17 protein-coding genes are annotated in these 17474 nt (G+C 48.1%); 12 read left to right on the top strand and 5 right to left on the bottom strand.

What is annotated here, in order from left to right:
• The first annotated feature begins 145 nt into the window (after positions 1–145).
• Positions 146–1264 (top strand): NAD(P)/FAD-dependent oxidoreductase, encoded by a 1119-nt coding sequence (locus EGV91_RS14645; RefSeq protein ID WP_135504962.1) that lies wholly within the window; start codon positions 146–148, stop codon positions 1262–1264.
• 47 nt (positions 1265–1311) lie between these two features.
• Here EGV91_RS14645 and EGV91_RS14650 read toward each other — a convergent pair whose 3' ends face one another.
• Positions 1312–2526 carry a helix-turn-helix domain-containing protein gene (locus tag EGV91_RS14650; RefSeq protein ID WP_135504964.1) on the bottom strand — a complete coding sequence of 405 codons (1215 nt, stop codon included), beginning with the start codon at positions 2524–2526 and terminating at the stop codon, positions 1312–1314.
• Between the two features lie 113 nt (positions 2527–2639).
• Between EGV91_RS14650 and EGV91_RS14655 the strand changes: the two genes are divergently transcribed.
• On the top strand, positions 2640–3926 hold the full coding sequence (locus EGV91_RS14655; RefSeq protein WP_135504965.1) for an MFS transporter: 1287 nt from the start codon (positions 2640–2642) through the stop codon (positions 3924–3926).
• Positions 3927–4061: 135 nt separating this feature from the next.
• On the top strand, positions 4062–4919 hold the full coding sequence (locus EGV91_RS14660; protein ID WP_135504967.1) for an SDR family oxidoreductase: 858 nt from the start codon (positions 4062–4064) through the stop codon (positions 4917–4919).
• Positions 4920–5002: 83 nt separating this feature from the next.
• Here EGV91_RS14660 and EGV91_RS14665 read toward each other — a convergent pair whose 3' ends face one another.
• Both EGV91_RS14665 and copZ read right to left on the bottom strand, forming a co-directional pair.
• Positions 5003–6172, bottom strand: a complete 1170-nt coding sequence (locus EGV91_RS14665; RefSeq protein WP_135504969.1) for an MFS transporter — start codon at positions 6170–6172, stop codon at positions 5003–5005.
• A 144-nt stretch (positions 6173–6316) separates the two neighbouring features.
• A complete protein-coding gene (copZ, locus tag EGV91_RS14670) occupies positions 6317–6538 on the bottom strand; it encodes a copper chaperone CopZ (protein ID WP_135504971.1) in 222 nt (73 codons plus the stop codon).
• A gap of 260 nt (positions 6539–6798) precedes the next feature.
• Between copZ and EGV91_RS17490 the strand changes: the two genes are divergently transcribed.
• Positions 6799–6930, top strand: a complete 132-nt coding sequence (locus EGV91_RS17490) for an Lmo0850 family protein (RefSeq protein ID WP_277751548.1) — start codon at positions 6799–6801, stop codon at positions 6928–6930.
• A gap of 38 nt (positions 6931–6968) precedes the next feature.
• Here the strand turns inward: EGV91_RS17490 and EGV91_RS14675 are convergent, their stop codons facing one another.
• Positions 6969–8156 (bottom strand): FtsW/RodA/SpoVE family cell cycle protein, encoded by a 1188-nt coding sequence (locus EGV91_RS14675; RefSeq protein ID WP_135504973.1) that lies wholly within the window; start codon positions 8154–8156, stop codon positions 6969–6971.
• A 161-nt stretch (positions 8157–8317) separates the two neighbouring features.
• On the opposite strand from EGV91_RS14675, the gene EGV91_RS14680 reads away from it, so the two are divergent.
• The 7 genes from EGV91_RS14680 to EGV91_RS14710 all read left to right on the top strand — a co-directional run bounded on the left by EGV91_RS14680 (position 8318) and on the right by EGV91_RS14710 (position 16429).
• Positions 8318–9088, top strand: coding sequence for a hypothetical protein (locus EGV91_RS14680; protein WP_135504974.1), 771 nt, complete (start codon positions 8318–8320; stop codon positions 9086–9088).
• A gap of 154 nt (positions 9089–9242) precedes the next feature.
• The gene (locus EGV91_RS14685; protein ID WP_135504976.1) at positions 9243–10313 is read left to right on the top strand and encodes a D-alanine--D-alanine ligase; all 1071 of its coding nucleotides are present in this window, start codon (positions 9243–9245) and stop codon (positions 10311–10313) included.
• Positions 10314–10326: 13 nt separating this feature from the next.
• Entirely contained in the window at positions 10327–11685 is a 1359-nt protein-coding gene (locus tag EGV91_RS14690) for a UDP-N-acetylmuramoyl-tripeptide--D-alanyl-D-alanine ligase (RefSeq protein WP_135504978.1), read from the top strand.
• Positions 11686–11701: 16 nt separating this feature from the next.
• Positions 11702–12400, top strand: a complete 699-nt coding sequence (locus EGV91_RS14695; RefSeq protein WP_135504980.1) for an alpha/beta hydrolase — start codon at positions 11702–11704, stop codon at positions 12398–12400.
• 332 nt (positions 12401–12732) lie between these two features.
• Positions 12733–14256, top strand: coding sequence for a degradosome RNA helicase CshA (cshA, locus tag EGV91_RS14700; RefSeq protein WP_135504982.1), 1524 nt, complete (start codon positions 12733–12735; stop codon positions 14254–14256).
• A 156-nt stretch (positions 14257–14412) separates the two neighbouring features.
• A complete protein-coding gene (locus tag EGV91_RS14705; RefSeq protein ID WP_135504984.1) occupies positions 14413–14892 on the top strand; it encodes a PH domain-containing protein in 480 nt (159 codons plus the stop codon).
• Positions 14885–16429, top strand: a complete 1545-nt coding sequence (locus tag EGV91_RS14710; protein ID WP_135505015.1) for a PH domain-containing protein — start codon at positions 14885–14887, stop codon at positions 16427–16429. The genes EGV91_RS14705 and EGV91_RS14710 overlap by 8 nt, the downstream gene beginning before the upstream one ends.
• A 3-nt stretch (positions 16430–16432) precedes the next feature.
• Here EGV91_RS14710 and EGV91_RS14715 read toward each other — a convergent pair whose 3' ends face one another.
• Positions 16433–17041 (bottom strand): rhomboid family intramembrane serine protease, encoded by a 609-nt coding sequence (locus EGV91_RS14715; RefSeq protein WP_135504986.1) that lies wholly within the window; start codon positions 17039–17041, stop codon positions 16433–16435.
• Between the two features lie 68 nt (positions 17042–17109).
• Here EGV91_RS14715 and acpS point away from each other — a divergent pair, with 68 nt between their 5' ends.
• Positions 17110–17460 (top strand): holo-ACP synthase, encoded by a 351-nt coding sequence (gene acpS, locus EGV91_RS14720; protein ID WP_135504988.1) that lies wholly within the window; start codon positions 17110–17112, stop codon positions 17458–17460.
• Positions 17461–17474: the final 14 nt, after the last annotated feature.

Here is a 17474-nt window from a genome sequence, read left to right on the forward strand (position 1 = left end):
ATTTTACAGGGTTTTCTATAGCTTGTTTTACCCTGAATACGTACAATCAAATCCGAAACGCTGAAAATTCAACTTGGGGCGTTTGAGTATGAAGGAGTTCTCCAGTAAACTGAAGGCAAAAGACTATAAAGGAATAGGTGTATACATGCAATCAGTCATCATTATCGGATCAGGTATTTTAGGGGCTTCCGCAGCTTATTATGCAGCGAAGTCGGGAGCGGCAGTCACGTTGATCGACCGCGGCGATGCCGGGCAGGCGACTAGCGCTGCAGCAGGCATCGTCTGCCCCTGGATTTCACAGCGCCGCAATCAGGCGTGGTACGGCCTCGCCAAAGGCGGTGCCGCGTATTATCCGGAGCTGATCGGGGAACTGGAAGAGCTCGGGGAAACGGAGACGGGCTATAAGCAGGTGGGCATCGTCAGCATTCATGAAGACAGCAAGCTCGACAAGATGGAAGCAAAAGCGTTGGAGCGTCTGGAAGATGCGCCGGAAATGGGTGAAGTGAAGAGGCTTTCGGCCGAGGAAACGCGTGAATTGTTTCCGTTTGCGACAGAACGCTATGGCTCGCTATATGTCAGCGGCGCAGCGCGCGTCGATGGCCGCTCGATCGGAGAAGCGCTGGTTCGCGCAGCGGTGAAACTCGGAGCCACAAAGATTACAGGCAATGCCTCATTGATTCTTGCCGGAGACAAGGTGGAAGGTGTAAGGACGGAAGCGGGAGCATTCTATGCGGACAGCATTGTCTCCGCGGGAGGCGCGTGGGCTTCGGAATTATTCGAGCCGCTTGGCTTGGCGCTGGACGTCGTGCCGCAGAAAGCGCAGATTCTGCAGTTGCAAAGCAGCGGGCAAGACACGGGAGCGTGGCCGGTGGCGATGGTGCCGTTCGGACAATACATCGTACCGTTCGAAGATGGCCGGATTGTGGCGGGGGCAACCCATGAAAATGGCGTAGGCTTTGATTCGAAGCTTACTGCAGGCGGCATCCACCACATTTTGGATAAAACACTCGATGCCGCTCCGGGGCTCGTAGCTTGTGAACTGGCTGGCGCAGCAACCGGGTTCCGTCCAGCAACGACGAGTGCGCTGCCATTTATCGGCCAAGTGCCGGGGTATCCGAATTTATACGCTGCGAATGGCCTTGGTGCGTCCGGGCTTACAGCAGGGCCTTTCCTGGGACGGGAATTGGCTAAACTGGCGCTTGGCATTCCGCTTGATATCGACTTGGCGCTTTACAATATTGAAGAAGTTTTTCAGCAGCTATAAAACAGCACATCTAGAAAAGAGCCTCCGCGGACCGCGAAGGCTCTTTTCTATTGAACAATTTTCTTATAAACGCCAAGGATGAACGTCTTGTAAGGCAGGTCCGGCATTGGGTCAATCAGTTCTTTGGCAATACTGGCGTGCTCGATGGCCAGATCGTGCTTGCCTTGCTGTTCGTAAATCAACGCCAGATAAGCGTCTTTTTCATAGTTCATCGATAAATCATAAGGGTGGTGCAGGAATTCAGCAGTTCTATGGCGATTTAGCCAAGTCAGTGCTTCATCCAGCTTTCCTAAACCGTAAAGCGCTTTTCCTTTTTCGAGGTAGAATTGATGATGGTCGCCATCTTTGTCTTTTTCAAGATTCCGATCAACCAATCTTTCCGCTTTTGCATAATCGTGCACGAACGAATTCAAATCATGGGCTTCCAGCAGGTCGAGTGTCGTCTCAATTTTATCGTCGTCTGTGAACTCGGCGAACAACCGGAGTTTATGGACGTAATAGTCTTTCTTTTCACGATTTCCTACCAAAATCGCATGGAACCCCATGACCCTATAAAGATCATTGATGCGGTAAAAAATCTGATGTTCCTTTGAATACTCGATGGCGTCGTTCATTAAGTGCACTGCCTCTTGATCCTTTCCAAGTGCAAAATATAAAATCGCTTCATGAAAATCGAAATCGAGCTTTTTCAGTGGATCCAGTACTGCATTGCGGTTATCGAACGAGCGTCGGGATGCTTGCAGCATCTTTAAAGACTCTGCGTAACGGTGTTCGTTAAATTTCATCATCGCCCGGAACATGTGTACATCGGCAATATTGTTTACCAGATGCAGGCCTTCGTACATATCTTCCGATTTCTCCAGCGCTTTTTGCCAGTCTGCCATTTTTGCATAGTATTGGCAGCGGCTGTAGATTTCAAGCAGGCGGGCGGATTCATAGCGGTACGGCAATTTGTCAGCGTACGGTGCAATCTTTTCAATAATCGGCGTGAAATCGCTCAATTCCTGAAGTTCTTCTTTATAGAGTTTTTCCACTTCTTGCAGCAATTCACGCAATTCCGCTGTCGGAACTTGAGCAAGCAATTCATTGCGGTCGACGCCTAATTGCCCGGCGATATAAGACAAACTCTCCATTGAAGGATTTGCTTTATTGTTTTCAATTAAACTGAGCATGCCTTTGGTCATTGCGTTGCCCGCCAATGCCTGCAGCGTTAGCCCTTTTGCTTTTCGCAAACTGCGGATGCGTTCTCCGAGAGTTTCCACTTGATCACCTCTTCTGTAATAGTTTAAATATATTAAACTTTTACTTGTAATGCCAGTGAAAGCATGATATATTTTGTTTAATTAAATTAAACAAAAGGCAAGGGGATGAAAAAATGACTCAATCAGCAGCCATCCACAAAGCGACTTACCACCTTTATACCTTTACGATCAGCAAGCTTATTTCAACGTTCGGCAGCAGTGTCTATACGTTCGGCATCAGTTTATACGTGTTGGCATTAACAGGGTCCGCCGCCAATTTCGCCATCAATTTGATTTTCAGCATTTTGCCAAGGACGGTATTGGCACCTTTCGCAGGCTATGCTGCCGATAAATATTCCAAGAAGACGATTGTGATTGTCTCCCAGTTGGCCAGTGCGTTGGCTGTTGGGGCGCTGCTTCTTTATAGCGCGTCCGTGGGGCTGTCGCTGCCGGCAATTTACACAACAACTGCGCTGTTATCCGTCAGCTCGATGTTCGCGAGCGTGACGTTCTCCGCTTCGATTGCCAATTTGATTGATCCGGAGCGCATCCAAAAAGCCATTGGCTTCAACCAGTCAGCGCTGTCGATTGCGGCGATTGGAGGGCCTGTCGTTGGCGGCATGCTTTTCGGTTTCGTTTCGATGAACGTCTTCCTGCTTATCCAGATTGCTGGCTACTTGCTTGCGCTGCTGCTCGAAGCGACGATGAACTTTAAATTATTCAGCGCCAAAATTGAAGCGGCGGCAGATGACAAGAAATCCATGATGCAAAGCATGAAAGAAGGCGTGGCGTACTTGAAAACGAATCGCGTCATCATGGTAATCGTCAGTACGGCCATCGGATTGAATTTCTTCTTTTCCGCGCTGATGATCGGATTGCCGTTTATCGCCGTCCAGCAAATGAAAGTAGAGGCGGTGCATTTCGGCTTCATCGAGGCCATGGTCGCGGTAGGAATGCTGCTGGCTTCTATCTATTTCTCAGTGCGCAAAGAAGTGAAGTACCCGCTGCTGTTTTCCAAAAGAGCTTTGTTTGCCATGTCAATCATTCTAGCGGGCCTCGCGCTGCCTCTGATGCTGGATATGTCGTATAGAGCGAACGTGCTGTACTTCATCGTCCTGATGTTCGCGTTCGGCATTTCCAATGTCTTTGTCAACACACCCATCGGCGTTATGATGCAAAAAGATGTCGAAGAAGAGTACCGCGGCCGTGTCTTCGGCATTCTCGAATCAATGGCGATGGCCATGATGCCGCTCGGTTATCTCTTGTTCGGGCTTCTGTATGACAGCGTCCCGGGCGAATACGTCGTCCTTGGCAGTAGTCTTTGCCTGATCGGGCTAGTCGCCTATATGATTCGGCCGAACATCATCCGGGAAGCATATCCGGAACTCGCCGCCGTATTGCAGAAAAAGCCGGTCCATTAAAGTCAGTCCAATCCGAAAATCCCTTCCATTGCCGCTGCTGGCAGTTTGGAAGGGATTTTCGTTTTCGTATGTTTAAATTGGCAGTTACAGGGAAAAAATCCAAAGACATAAAAAATCGGAAGGGTGAATCGGACAATGGAAAAAGACAAGATCAAGAACTTACCGCCTCAGCAGCAGGAACGCCAGCCTGGATTTGAAAGCGAGATGGAGCCACGCCCGGATTTCAAAGGGAACCTGGCAGGGAAAGCGCATCGGCTGCCTGAAAAGACAGCATTGATTACCGGCGGAGACAGCGGAATCGGCCGTGCAGTTTCCGTAGCGTTCGCGAAAGAAGGGGCGGACGTTGCCATCATGTATCTCGATGAACACGAAGATGCGGAGGAGACGAAAAAGCTGGTCGAACAAGAAGGGCGGCGCTGCATCCTCATCGCTGGCGACATCGGCGATGAAGCATTCTGCCAGGAAGCTGTCGGCAAAGTGATGGACGAATTCGGGAAATTGGATATCCTTGTCAACAATGCTGCGGAGCAGCATGTACAGGATTCTTTGAAAGACATTTCGGCCGAGCAGCTGGAGCGGACATTCCGGACGAACGTTTTCGGGATGTTCCATTTGACGAAAGCCGCGCTCGAGCATTTAAAGCCGGGAAGCTCAATCATCAATACCACGTCAATTACAGCGTTCCAGGGCATGCCGGAACTGATTGACTACTCTTCCACAAAAGGGGCGATCCTGTCATTCACGCGTGCATTATCAGGATCGCTTGCGAAAGAGGGCATCCGGGTAAATGGCGTCGCGCCGGGGCCGATCTGGACCCCGCTGATTCCAGCTTCGTTTGCTGCGGTAGAGGTTGAGAAATTCGGCCAAAGCACACCGCTTGGCCGTCCGGGACAGCCGGATGAACTCGCGCCGGGATACGTGTATTTAGCATCGGACGATTCGTCTTATGTAACCGGGCAAGTGTTGCACATCAATGGCGGAACGCCGTATTAACAGTATCGTGAAAAACTGAATCCACATAAAAAGAGGAACGGAAAAATCGATGATTTTTCCGTCCCTCTTTATTTATGTCGAATTTAGCCGTTTTCCACGGTCCGTAAAGAATTGGCGGATTTTCTGAAGAGCACAACCAGGATGATGGCAAGCAACGCCAGCGATCCGGATAAATAATAAACAGCGCCGGACTGTATCGTCAGCATCCACGTGAAGAACAAGGGCCCGATGATGCGCCCCATATTATCCATCGAATACGCAACCCCTGCCGCAGTGCCGTATTTGCCGCCTGATTCCTTGGAAGTCAGCGATACGATCGCTGTCCGGGCCAAGGCATTGCCGGCGGTGAAAATGCTCAACGCGATGCCGGCGAATACCAGGCTCGTCGTGAACGGCAAAAGGAAAAGGCCGGCAGCCGTTACAATCTGGGCCCCGATGATCCACTGCGTTTCTTTGCCGTCTTTAATACGGCGCACAACGCCTCCTTGGATGGCGGCGTCCACCAAGCCGCTGGCGATGAACAAATAGCCGAGCTGCAGCGGTGTGATCTGGATTTGGTCGATTTGGAACAGCTGGAATGTCGACTCGAGGCCTGCCAGCAAAAAAGTCACTAAGAACGAAAACAGGAACAAATAGCGGATTCGGTATTGCCAAAGGACGCTTGCTCCTTTCGGCAGCAATTTCCGTTTGACGGCTTCGCCTTGGCGCACAGGCTCTTTTAAAACGAGCGACGCATAGGCCATCAGCAAAAGCACCAGCACAGCGGAAGCTGTAAATGGCAGCGACAAGGAAATCGAGCCGAGCAAGCCGCCGATGGCCGGACCGAAGATAAATCCGAGGCCAATGGACATGCCGAGCAGCCCCATGTATTTATTGCGGTCTTCATCGCTTGTGATATCAGCTACATAGCCGGTCACTGCCGTATAAAGCGCTCCGGAGAAAAGCCCGCCGATGATGCGTGAAAGGTACAGCAGCGCCAGGTTGTCGAGGAAGAGCGAGAACAGGAAAAAGCTCAGGCTGAAACCGGCCAGCCCGATTAAAATGAGCCGTTTGCGCCCTGTATTGTCGGATAGCCTGCCCCATAAAGGAGCGGTGAAAAAGGAGGCAAGTGCATAAATGGTGATCAAGCCGCCGACATGGATTTCGCCATAGCCTTGCTGCACGATCACTTCCGGAAGGATCGGGATAATGATGCCGAAACCCAAATACACAAAAAACTGGACCGACATCAACAATAAAATCGTTTTTTTCATATGTATACTTCCTGCTTTCTGAAAAGGCTGTGCCTTCATTTTACCTTTGTTTCAGGAGAACGACAAATAAAGATCGGACAGGGCGGCCCATGCAAAAAAGCGCACCGGCATAAACCGGCGCGCTTTTCATGGCTTTATTGAATTTTACGCTTTTGGTGCGCCGACATCGTAACCTGCGTCTTCGATTGCTTCAGTGATCTGGTCCACAGAAACTGCCGATTTATCGTATGCAACAGCCACTGATGCATTTTCCAAAGAAACATCCACTTTATCTACACCAGCCAAAGCGGAAACGTTTTTCTCGACACGCCCCACACAATGCTGGCAGGTCATGCCGCTTACTGGTAATGTGATTTGTTCTGTCATTATTAACTCCTCCTTGGATTTAATGCTTGAGAGAATGTGTCAAACACTCTATTTCTGTCTTCATATTAACATTTGCACGTTGAAAAATGAAACAATTAACAATTTATTCACAATGTCATCAAAATGAAAAGTTTAAAAGCTGGCAAAGATGGTATTATATACGTAGACACAGAAAAGTCAAATATTTAGCGGTTACATACGAAACTAGAAATGATGCAAAACGTCAATAACAGTATGAATAATATAAAGAGGTGATCTGGATGGCGAAAGACGTAGAAGTTCGCAAAATCGTTTCAAATTTATCGAAACTGGGAATCCACGCCAAAATCACAAAATCACGTGTGGAGTTATTGAAGGCGCTGGCTTTGCCGCAAAATCCGCAAATCCAATAATCCATTAAAAAACTCCGGCGCCGATGCGCCGGAGTTTTTTAATCTGCTTCTTTATCGTTTCCGAACATATAGTTCCGGTGATGGAATTTCATACTGAAGACAATGCCGAGTGCGAGCATATTCCCGATCAGCGAGCTTCCTCCGTAGCTGATGAACGGAAGCGGAATGCCGGTGATCGGCAGGAGCTGGATCGTCATGCCGATGTTCTGGAATACATGGAATGTAATCATCGCGATGATTCCAGCGCATACGTACGTACTGAAGACATCTTTTAATTGCAGCGTGATTTTTGTCAAATGGTAGATGAGCATGAAAAACAGGATGATGACAGCGCTGGCGCCGACAAAGCCGAAGTCTTCCGATATGACCGTAAAGATGAAGTCGGTATGGTTTTCCGGTACGTAGACTTGGCGCCCTTGGTAGCCTTTTCCGAACACTTCTCCGGAACCGATGGCGTTCATCGCAGCTATTAGGTTATACCCGCCTGATTCTGCATAGGCGTAAGGATCAAGCCATGTGTAGATCCGTTCGAACATATACGGTTTCAGGCCGAAATTGTCGGACAGGAAAGCCTGCATATTGACAGCCATCCACAACAGGCTGCCGCCGATTACCGCAACGCCGCCAAAGCTCGGCGCGATGATTTTCCAGGAGATGCCGGAAACGACCGTCAACGCGAGTGTAATGGCGATGAATACAAGCGACGTCCCTAAATCAGGCTGCAGCAGGATGAATCCAAGCGGAACGCTTAACATCAACGCGATTTTGCCGAGCAGCATGAAATCGGTCTGCAGCGATTTTAGGGGATGCTTCTCGTGATGGGAAGAAATCATCTTCGCCAGTGCGAGTATATAGAAGGTTTTCATGAATTCAGCCGGCTGCAGATTGAAAAAAGGCAGATGGAACCAAGCTTTTGCACCGTTTACCGATTCCGCAATCTGACCCGGGCCATCAGGGGAGATCATCAGCACGATGAGGAGAAAAATTCCGAAGGCGTATAAATAATAAGCCATCTTTTTAAACTGCTCTGAATCGAAATACATCAGCACGCCGATCATGGTAATGGAAATTATGTAGAAAATCCCCTGGCGCGGCACGAAATTCGTCAAATATTGTCCGGATGTCTGAGCCGAAGAAATGGCGATCAAGCTGACCACAAAGAATAGGAATAAGATAAAAGCGAGCGACCAATCGATGCGATCAGCAATGCTCTTGTTTGTTTGCATCTGAGTTCACCTGTACTTTTTTAGATTGAGAGTCGGTTAATATTATAGCGCATCCACAGAAAATATGCCTATACCAAAAGTAATGACGAAAATAGAGCTATGATGTTTCATATTTTAAAAGATTGGTCGTATAATGAAAAAAGGAGATTGGAGTGGGGGACATGGTCAAAAAACCGTTGAACGCGGATTATTATATACAGCATTTATACATTTATTTGAACGAAGCTGATCGATTCGCTATTTTCAGCGGTCTTACCTTCGCGCAATTTCTGGATGCCATGAAAATGCCGAAGAACCTCTTGCTGCTGAAACACAGTTATGATGATGCCTCTTTCAATATGCATACATATTTGGAGTTTGTCGCACAGGAAGAGTTTACACAGCTTCGCAAAGGCTTGGGCAATAAGAAAAGTGAGTTTTGCTGGATCGATTTCAAAAATGAAAAGCAGCTGAATTCGCTGACTCCCCAGGAACAAGCTGAACTTCTCTATATTGGCCATAAAAAAGAAGCGGTACGGCCGCCTTTTTACGCCGCTTTACAAAACGAATTCGTCTACCTGTCGAGCGAAGAAGAGCAGACGACCAAAATTTATTTCCGCTCGTTGGAACGGCTGAACGAATTAGTAGGCAATTATTTCACTCAAGTAATCCGCAGAGAAGCGAATGGCCAAAACTTTTGGCGGCGCAAATCCAAAGACTTGATACCGGAATTGCCGCTGGAACTTTTGAATACGCTCAAAAATGATTACCGTGAAGGTGTCTTGATTTCACTTGCGGATCCGGAAAAAACGAAGAATACCATCGAACTGCACATCCGTTCGGTTGAAGAAATTTCGTTTCTTGATGAGTTCTGGTCGGATATTCAAGGGTACATCAAACAGGATGTCGACCGCAAAATCGTCTTCGACCGCAAATTGAAGCAATGGAAGTAATGCTTGGTACTAAGCATTGCTTCTTTTTTTTGCATCCGGCCGGAAAAAATTTTTCGTCTACAGCAGTTCATGATAAACTAAGCATTATGAAAAAAGAAATCCATAGGGAAAGCGCCAAGGTGCCCAACAACTGGACAATAGCGGAGGTTTACTGATGAAGAAAAAGATCGGTTTATTATATGGAGGCAAGTCGGCAGAGCATGAAGTATCGCTCTCCACTGCACGTGCGGTTACAAAAGCTTTGAATTTCGGGAAATACGAAGTATATCCGATTTATATAACGCAGGAAGGGGAATGGAGAAAAGGAGCCTTGCTTGAAGGGCCGGTTGATTCGATTGAACAACTCCAAATCGGCCAAGAGGCATCCATCCCGAATGATATATCCGGCTTCTTGCCGGCGGAAAGTGGACAAAGCCTCGATGTGATCATCCCGCTTCTGCATGGACCGAACGGAGAAGACGGCACGGTGCAGGGTTTGCTTGAAGTGATGAACTTGCCATACGTCGGCAATGGCGTACTGGCTTCGTCTGCAGGCATGGACAAAGTGGTCATGAAGCAATTATTTGAAATTGCTGGATTGAACCAGACGCCATATGTCTATTTCATCCGCAGCGAATGGCAGCAGAACCAAGATGCATTAGTGGAGCGCATTGCCACTGAATTGCAATGGCCGGTTTTCGTCAAACCCGCAAACTTAGGGTCGAGCGTCGGCATCAGCAAAGCGGACAACAAAGAAGAATTGGCTGCAGCAGTCGAAGAGGCATTGAAATTCGACCGCAAAATCGTCGTCGAACAAGGTGTGGCGGCGCGTGAAATTGAAATCGGCGTCCTTGGAAACGACCACCCGGAATGCTCAGTTGCAGGCGAGATCAAGCCGCTAAAAGCGTTCTACGATTACCAAGCCAAGTACAAAGATGGCAATACCGCAATGATCATTCCCGCTGAACTGCCGGAAAGCGTTTATGCGGAATTGGTGGAATCTGCGAAAAAAGCGTTTAAAATATTGGACTGCTCTGGACTCGTCCGTGCGGATTTCTTCGTTACCGCAGACAATGAAATTCTGATTAATGAAGTCAATACATTGCCAGGATTTACGCCATACAGCATGTTCCCGCTATTATGGGAAAATACGGGGCTTGCTTATCCGGATTTGATTGAGCGTCTGATTGATTTGGCGATTGAGCGCTATGACGATAAACAGATGCTGCAAGTAAAAATAGATTGAGTGGAGACCTTATATGAAAAAGAAGATTGAGCAATTAGCCGAATGGCTGGACATAAAAACGAACTTTAAAGGCGTCGTTGTGACAGGGGTTTCAATCAACACGAGAACATTGAAACCGGGCGATCTGTTTGTGCCGTTCCGCGGAGAAAATGTTAATGGGCATCAATATGTCCGCCAGGCGTTTGAGGCGGGAGCGGCTGCGAGCCTTTGGCAGCGCGATGAGCCGAATCCGCCGAAAGACGTCCCGCTCTTGATCGTTGACGACTGCAAACTTGCGCTGCAGGAAATGGCGCGGTCTTACCGCAATGAATTGTCGACGATGGTCATCGGTATCACCGGCTCCAACGGCAAAACATCCACCAAAGACTTGGTGGCAAGCGTATTGAAGCCCTATTTCAAGGTGCAGAAAACGCAAGGCAACCTGAATAATGAACTAGGCTTGCCGTTGACCATTTTGTCGCTCGATGAAGATACGAAGTTCGCTGTCCTTGAAATGGGCATGAGCGGCTTTGGGGAAATTGAATTTTTATCCCGATTGGCACGTCCGGACTACGCCATCATCACCAATATCGGCGAAGCCCATATGCAAGACCTCGGTTCGCGCGAAGGCATCGCCCAGGCCAAGTTTGAAATCACCGCTGGCATGGCGAGCCATGGCAAACTTTTTTATGATGGCGATGAGCCCTTGCTCTTGCCGTTTGTTGAGGAGTTTCCGCAGGCGGTTTCGTTCGGCTTCGGCGAAAACAACGAATTGGCTGTCACGAACATCAAAGCGACTGAAAATGGCAGCAGCTTTTTAGTCAGCGGCATCATTGACGCAGCATTCACGATTCCAGTCCTTGGTGAACACCAGGTCAAGAACACGTTAGCGGCGATTTTGGTGGCGCTTGAAGCGGGGCTGACTGAAGAAGAAATTCGCCGGTCCTTAAAAAACGCGGCATTGACGGATATGCGCATGCAAATCATCCAAGCGGACAACGGTGCGACGTTCATCAATGACGCTTATAATGCAGCGCCTTCGTCGATGGGGGCCGCATTGAACTTCCTGCGGGAGACGACGATGAAAGAAGATAAATGGCTAGTGCTTGGCGATATGCTGGAACTTGGCGACAATGAGCAGAGGTATCACGAAGACATGGCGAAATTGATCTCCGGCGAGATTTCGGGTGTCTGCCTGTTTGGCCCGCGCATGAAGTGGCTGCGCGACAAACTCGCGGTTTCGTTTTCGGGTGAAGTGATTTGGAGCGAAAATGATTATGCGCCGATCATCGAATTTCTGAAAGAACGCATCTCATCGGATTCCATCATCCTAGTAAAAGGCTCACGCGGCATGGCGCTTGAAAAGGTCATTGAACCGTTCACGGCAAATTAAAATGGAGGTGAACGGTTTGAAAACTGGCGTCTTGTGCATCCACGGATTTACGGGCGGCCCGTATGAAGTTCAGCCGTTCGCTGATTTTCTAAAGAAACAGACGGATTGGAACATCTCGATCCCGACGCTTCCCGGGCATGGCGATACGCTTGCGTTGAAAAATATGACAGCGGACAGCTGGCTGATGGAAGCGGAATTGGCTCTGCGCGAATTGAAGAAATCTTCCGACCGGATCATCATTGTCGGGTTTTCCATGGGTGGGTTGATTGCGATGTATTTGGCGATGCGCTATAAAATCGATCGCCTTGTGTTGTTAAGCGCAGCGGCCAAATACATCAGCCCGCTGCAATTAATAGAGGAAGTCAAAGGTGCGTTGTCAGATGCCAGAAAAAGGCGCTTGGCGGAAAATGAGTTTTACCAGCGCTATCAATACAAACTCGTCAATACACCGATGCTGTCGACTCGGGAATTTTTAAAAGTCGTCAAGTTGGTCGAACCGTATTACAAGAACATCCACATTCCTGCATGCATTGTGCAGGGGATGAAGGATGGGGTGGTGCCGGTATCGGCTGCAGACTTCATCTATGACAATATCGCTTCTGAAGATAAACAGATCATCCGGTCGGAAACCGGGAAGCATATGATCTGCTATAGCGAGGATTGCGAGGATTGGTTCATCCGGGTTTTGGCATTTATGAAGAAAGGTGCAGAGTAAACTGATTATTGGAACCTTTGCGTATTGATTGCAAGTACTTATCAACCGTGTTATTCTATTGAAAGCAATGGATACATTTTTGAGACACTCTTCCCTGTGAAGAGTATTTTTTTGAGCAAAACGGTTTGTTCTACTTATAGGGCATCAAAACCCGCCGATCAGACCGCTCGGCAACGCCCGAGCTTTTTCTGTTCACACATCCCCTCTGACTTAAAACTACAGAGTATGATTTTCGACGTGAAACTTCCTCATAAAGGCTCGACTTTGTCACGATTTCATCTAAAAATGTACACCATTTGTAAATAAGATGAAGACAAAAGGAGATTAAAAAATTGGTAAAATTTTCAGAATTAAATCTTAGCGAAACAACTTTAAAGTCCGTACGACGCATGGGGTTTGAAGAAGCAACACCAATCCAAGAAGGTACAATCCGTTTAGGTATGGAAGGCAAGGACATTATCGGCCAAGCACAGACTGGTACTGGTAAAACAACTGCATTCGGTATTCCGTTGATTGAAAAAATCGACACTAAAGACGGCAATGTCCAAGGATTGATCATTGCGCCAACTCGCGAATTAGCAATCCAGGTTTCAGAAGAGTTGTACAGACTGGGCCAAGATAAAAACGTGCGCATCCTTTCAGTATACGGTGGCCAAGAAATCAGCCGCCAAATCCGTGCACTTAAAAACCGCCCACAAATCATCGTTGGTACACCAGGACGCCTTTTGGACCATATCAACCGCCGTACGCTTAAATTGGACAATGTAAACACATTGATCCTGGACGAAGCTGACGAAATGTTGAACATGGGCTTCATTGAAGACATCCAAACAATCATGTCAAGCGTGCCAGATACTCGCCAAACATTGTTGTTCTCAGCAACTATGCCGGATGCAATCCGCCGCATTGCAGAGAAATTCATGAAGACTCCAGAAATCGTTAAAATCAAATCAAAAGAAATGACTGTTGAGAACATTGAGCAGTTCTTCGTTAAATCGGTAGAACGCGAAAAATTCGATATCCTTTCACGTCTTTTGAACGTTCAACAGCCAGAATTGGCAATCGTCTTCGGCCGCACAAAACGCCGGGTTGATGAATTGTCTCATGCTTTGAATATCCGCGGCTATGTAGCTGAAGGAATTCACGGCGATTTGAGCCAAGCGAAACGTATGTCTGTCTTGAAGCAATTCAAAGCAGGTAAAGTCGACATTCTAGTTGCAACTGACGTAGCAGCTCGCGGACTTGATATCTCAGGCGTATCACACGTATACAACTTTGATATTCCACAAGATCCTGAAAGCTATGTCCACCGCATCGGCCGTACTGGCCGTGCAGGTAAAAAAGGAGTCGCAGTCACGTTTGTAACACCACGTGAAATGGGCTACTTGGGCATCGTTGAACGTACAACGAAGAAAAAAATGGAAGCTTTGATTCCGCCGACTGCTGATGAAGCCGTATTAGGCCAAAAACGCGTTGCGATGGAACAATTGCAAGAAATGACTGAGAAAAACAACTTGGGCGACTACCGCGAACTAGCGGCAGAAATGCTTGAGAAGTTTGACGCTGTTGATTTGATTGCAGCTGCCCTTAAAACAATGACGAAAGAACCGGAAGATACGCCAGTATCAATTTCGGAAGAACGCCCATTGCCATCCCGCGGAGGCGGAGGCTATAAAGGCAAAGGCGGACGCAGCAGTGGTGGCGGAGGCTATAAAGGCAGCCGTTCAACTGGATCAGGCCGTCCATCTTCAAGCCGTTCAGGAACTGGAGCTGGTGGTTCTGGCGCAACAAGACGCCGTGAAGGCAGCACAAGCGGCGGAGGACGTCCAGGACGCACTCGCCGTCACGAATCTTAAGAAGAAAAGCGTAAGCTAAAATAGAAGGCGGATGCGGAAACAGGAAACTGTTTTCGCATCCGCCTTTTTTGCGCTTTCAAACTGATGTACAATGGACTGAAACGCATCAACACATGAATCGTATAGTAAGAGAGAAGCAAGAATGGGGTGCAGCAGGTGAACAATCAACCAAAAAATCAAATTTCAAGAAAAGGGCTGACGGTTTGGCGGCTCTACGGATCTATCGAAACACTCGTCATCGCTTTAGTGGCGGCAGGTGCAGGAGCGATGACTTATTTCTTTGACTGGCCAAACTGGCTATATGCTCTTTACGCGGGTATTATTGTGCTTTTCGGATTTTTGCTGATTTATCTGTTTCCGAAAATTCGCTGGGAGCGCTGGCGCTATGAGGTGCGGGAGCAAGAAATCGAATTGCAGCACGGTTTGTTTATCGTCCGCCGCACGTTGGTGCCGATGGTTCGTGTGCAGCATGTCGACACGGCACAAGGCCCTATTTTAAGGAAGTATAATTTGGCTGAAATTTCCATTTCAACTGCGGCAACTGTCCACACGATTCCTGCATTGATCACAGAAGAGGCGGATGAGTTGAGAGCGAGAATTTCGGTTTTGGCAAGGGTGGCGGAAGATGATGTCTGAAATGCGTTATAAACTTCACCCGCTGTCTGCGTTTTTAAACTTCATCAAAGCCTTGAAAGAATTGATTGTGCCTTTTATTGTCATATTCGGTGTGAATTTATTCAGAGATGGCGGCGTTTCGGGGATGTTCAATCAGGGATGGCAGGGGATGATCCCGTTTTTGATGGGGATTGTCGTCGTGCTGTTCATGCTGGTAGCCGGCATCATCAAGTGGAAGCGTTTCGTCTATTGGTTTGAAGATGGAGAATTGCGCATCGAATACGGCTTATTCGTTAAAAAGAAGCGCTACATCCCGTTCGACCGGATTCAAAGCTTGAATTATACAGAAGGCATTTTCCACCGGTTGTTCGGGTTGGTCAAAGTGAAGGTTGAAACAGCAGGTTCCGGCAAAGTGGGGGAATCGGAAGCGGTTTTGACTGCGATTAACCGCGAAGACGCTGATCGCATAGCAAGCAAAATGGAAGAAGCAAAGAGGGGATTTCACCACCATGCGCTAAATGATGCGGAAGCGGAAACGGCTCCCGTGGAAATACCTGAGAAACAGGAGGCGCGCGTTTTTTATCGCATGACGCTCAAAGAATTGATGATTTTGGCGACGACGTCAAGCGGCATTGGGGTAGTGTTGTCCGCTGTTGCGGTATTCCTGTCACAGTTTTCGGATTTGATTCCGTACGAAGCGCTTTACGAAGAAGTTATGCAGTTCTTGCGTTTCGGCTATTTGATCGCCGCGTTGGTGATTTTTGTGGTGTTGGCGATTGCCTGGGTCATTTCCGTATTCCTGACGATTTTCGCGAATTACCAGTTCACCATTCAAGCGGACGAGGACAATATCTACATCACGCGCGGTTTGCTGGAGAAAAAGAAAATTTCCGTGCCGTTCAAGCGGGTGCAGGGAATCAAAATTTCCCAGAATCCTTTGCGTGAATGGTTCGGCTATGCAACGGTGACCGTTGAAAGTGCAGGTGGGTCACTGGGGGATAAGGAAGAGAAAATCCGCCTGTTTCCGCTCGCGAAAAAGTCGGTGATGCTGCCGGTGCTGTCGGAATTGTTCCCGGAAACGGAATGGGAGCCGAAGCTTACCGGTGCACCAAAACGCAGCGTCCGCTTTTTCTATCGGCTCGATTTCTTTTGGATGGCGCCGTTCATTGCGGCTATGAGTTATTTCTTTTATCCGTACGGGCTTGTGAGCCTATTGCTGGTGCCGGTCGTTATGCTGCTTGGCATATGGCAGCACCGGACGGTTGGCTATGCATTGACCGGACGGCAGTTGACGATGCAATTCCGCGGTTTCAGCAAACATTCCTTCTATTTAATGAAGCGGCGTGTACAGGCAATCGATATTACGCAAAGCTATTTCCAGCGGCGCAAGCAACTGGCTTCAATTGAGGCGACGATCAAATCCGGAATGATGGGCGCTTCTGCGCGCATCAATCATATGGATACAGGCGATGCAGAACGCATCATGGCCTGGTACGAGCCATCAAGCCGGCCGCTGCCTGAAGATGAAAAAAGTCAGCCGGAATATTTCTCCGGCTGACTTTTATTTTTTCGTTTTCCAGCTGACGATCCTTTTCGGATGGAAATAGCTTAATCCGACCAGGAAACCGGTAATCATTCCTGCGATGTGCGCAGTAGCATTGATGCCCGGCGTCAGGAATGTCATTACTATACTTATCACAATGATTGGCAGTATAATTTGTCTCAATTGAGGCAATGCGCGTCGTCCGTAATACAGCAATGCAGCGAACGCTCCAAGAATTCCGAAAATCGCACCGCTTGCACCGACGTGCAAATAGTTCAGCGGCTCAAGGAAGTAAGTTGCGACGGTACCGAAAAGCCCCGCCAATCCATAAACGGTCAAGAACCGGACTTTGCCGGTCAGCTTTTCAAGCTCCGGGCCGAACAGGAATAACGAAAACATGTTGAACAATAAATGCATCATGCCGCCGTGGAGGAACATTGGTGTGATGAACCGCCACCATTCACCTTGGGAAATTGCCAAATTGTAGCCGACCCCATAATCGAAAATCAGGTCGCCGATGACTGGAAGCCATCCCAGTAAGTAAATTAAAATGTTGATGGCAAGCAAGGTGGATACAACAGGATACATACGCAAATACTGCGAAAAACTTTCTGTGCGGATAAACATGTAGTCACCTCTTTTTCATACATGTTATTATACCTTTTTAAGGTTTGCGATTGAAAGGAGAAACATTTATGATTATTGGAATCGGTCTGGATATCGTCGAACTTGGGCGCATCCGGAGAATAGATGCCAAGTCGCCCAAGCTGCGCGAACGGGTTTTGACGGCACGGGAACTTGCTGAATATGAAGACTTATCAAGCGCGCGGAAAACTGAATTTCTGGCTGGCCGTTTCGCGGCGAAAGAAGCGTTCGGGAAAGCCAATGGGACGGGCATCGGTGCATCCTGTTCTTTTCAGGATATTGAAATCCGCAAAGACGAAAAAGGAAAGCCCTGCTTATTTTATCAGCAGCAGGAAACCGGGTTGGTTTCGATCACCCACACAAAAGAATACGCTGCGGCACAAGTTCTTTTGCAATCTTAATCAATCGGGGTGAG

The organism is Planococcus koreensis (genome assembly GCF_004761975.1).
GTDB lineage: Bacteria > Bacillota > Bacilli > Bacillales_A > Planococcaceae > Planococcus > Planococcus koreensis.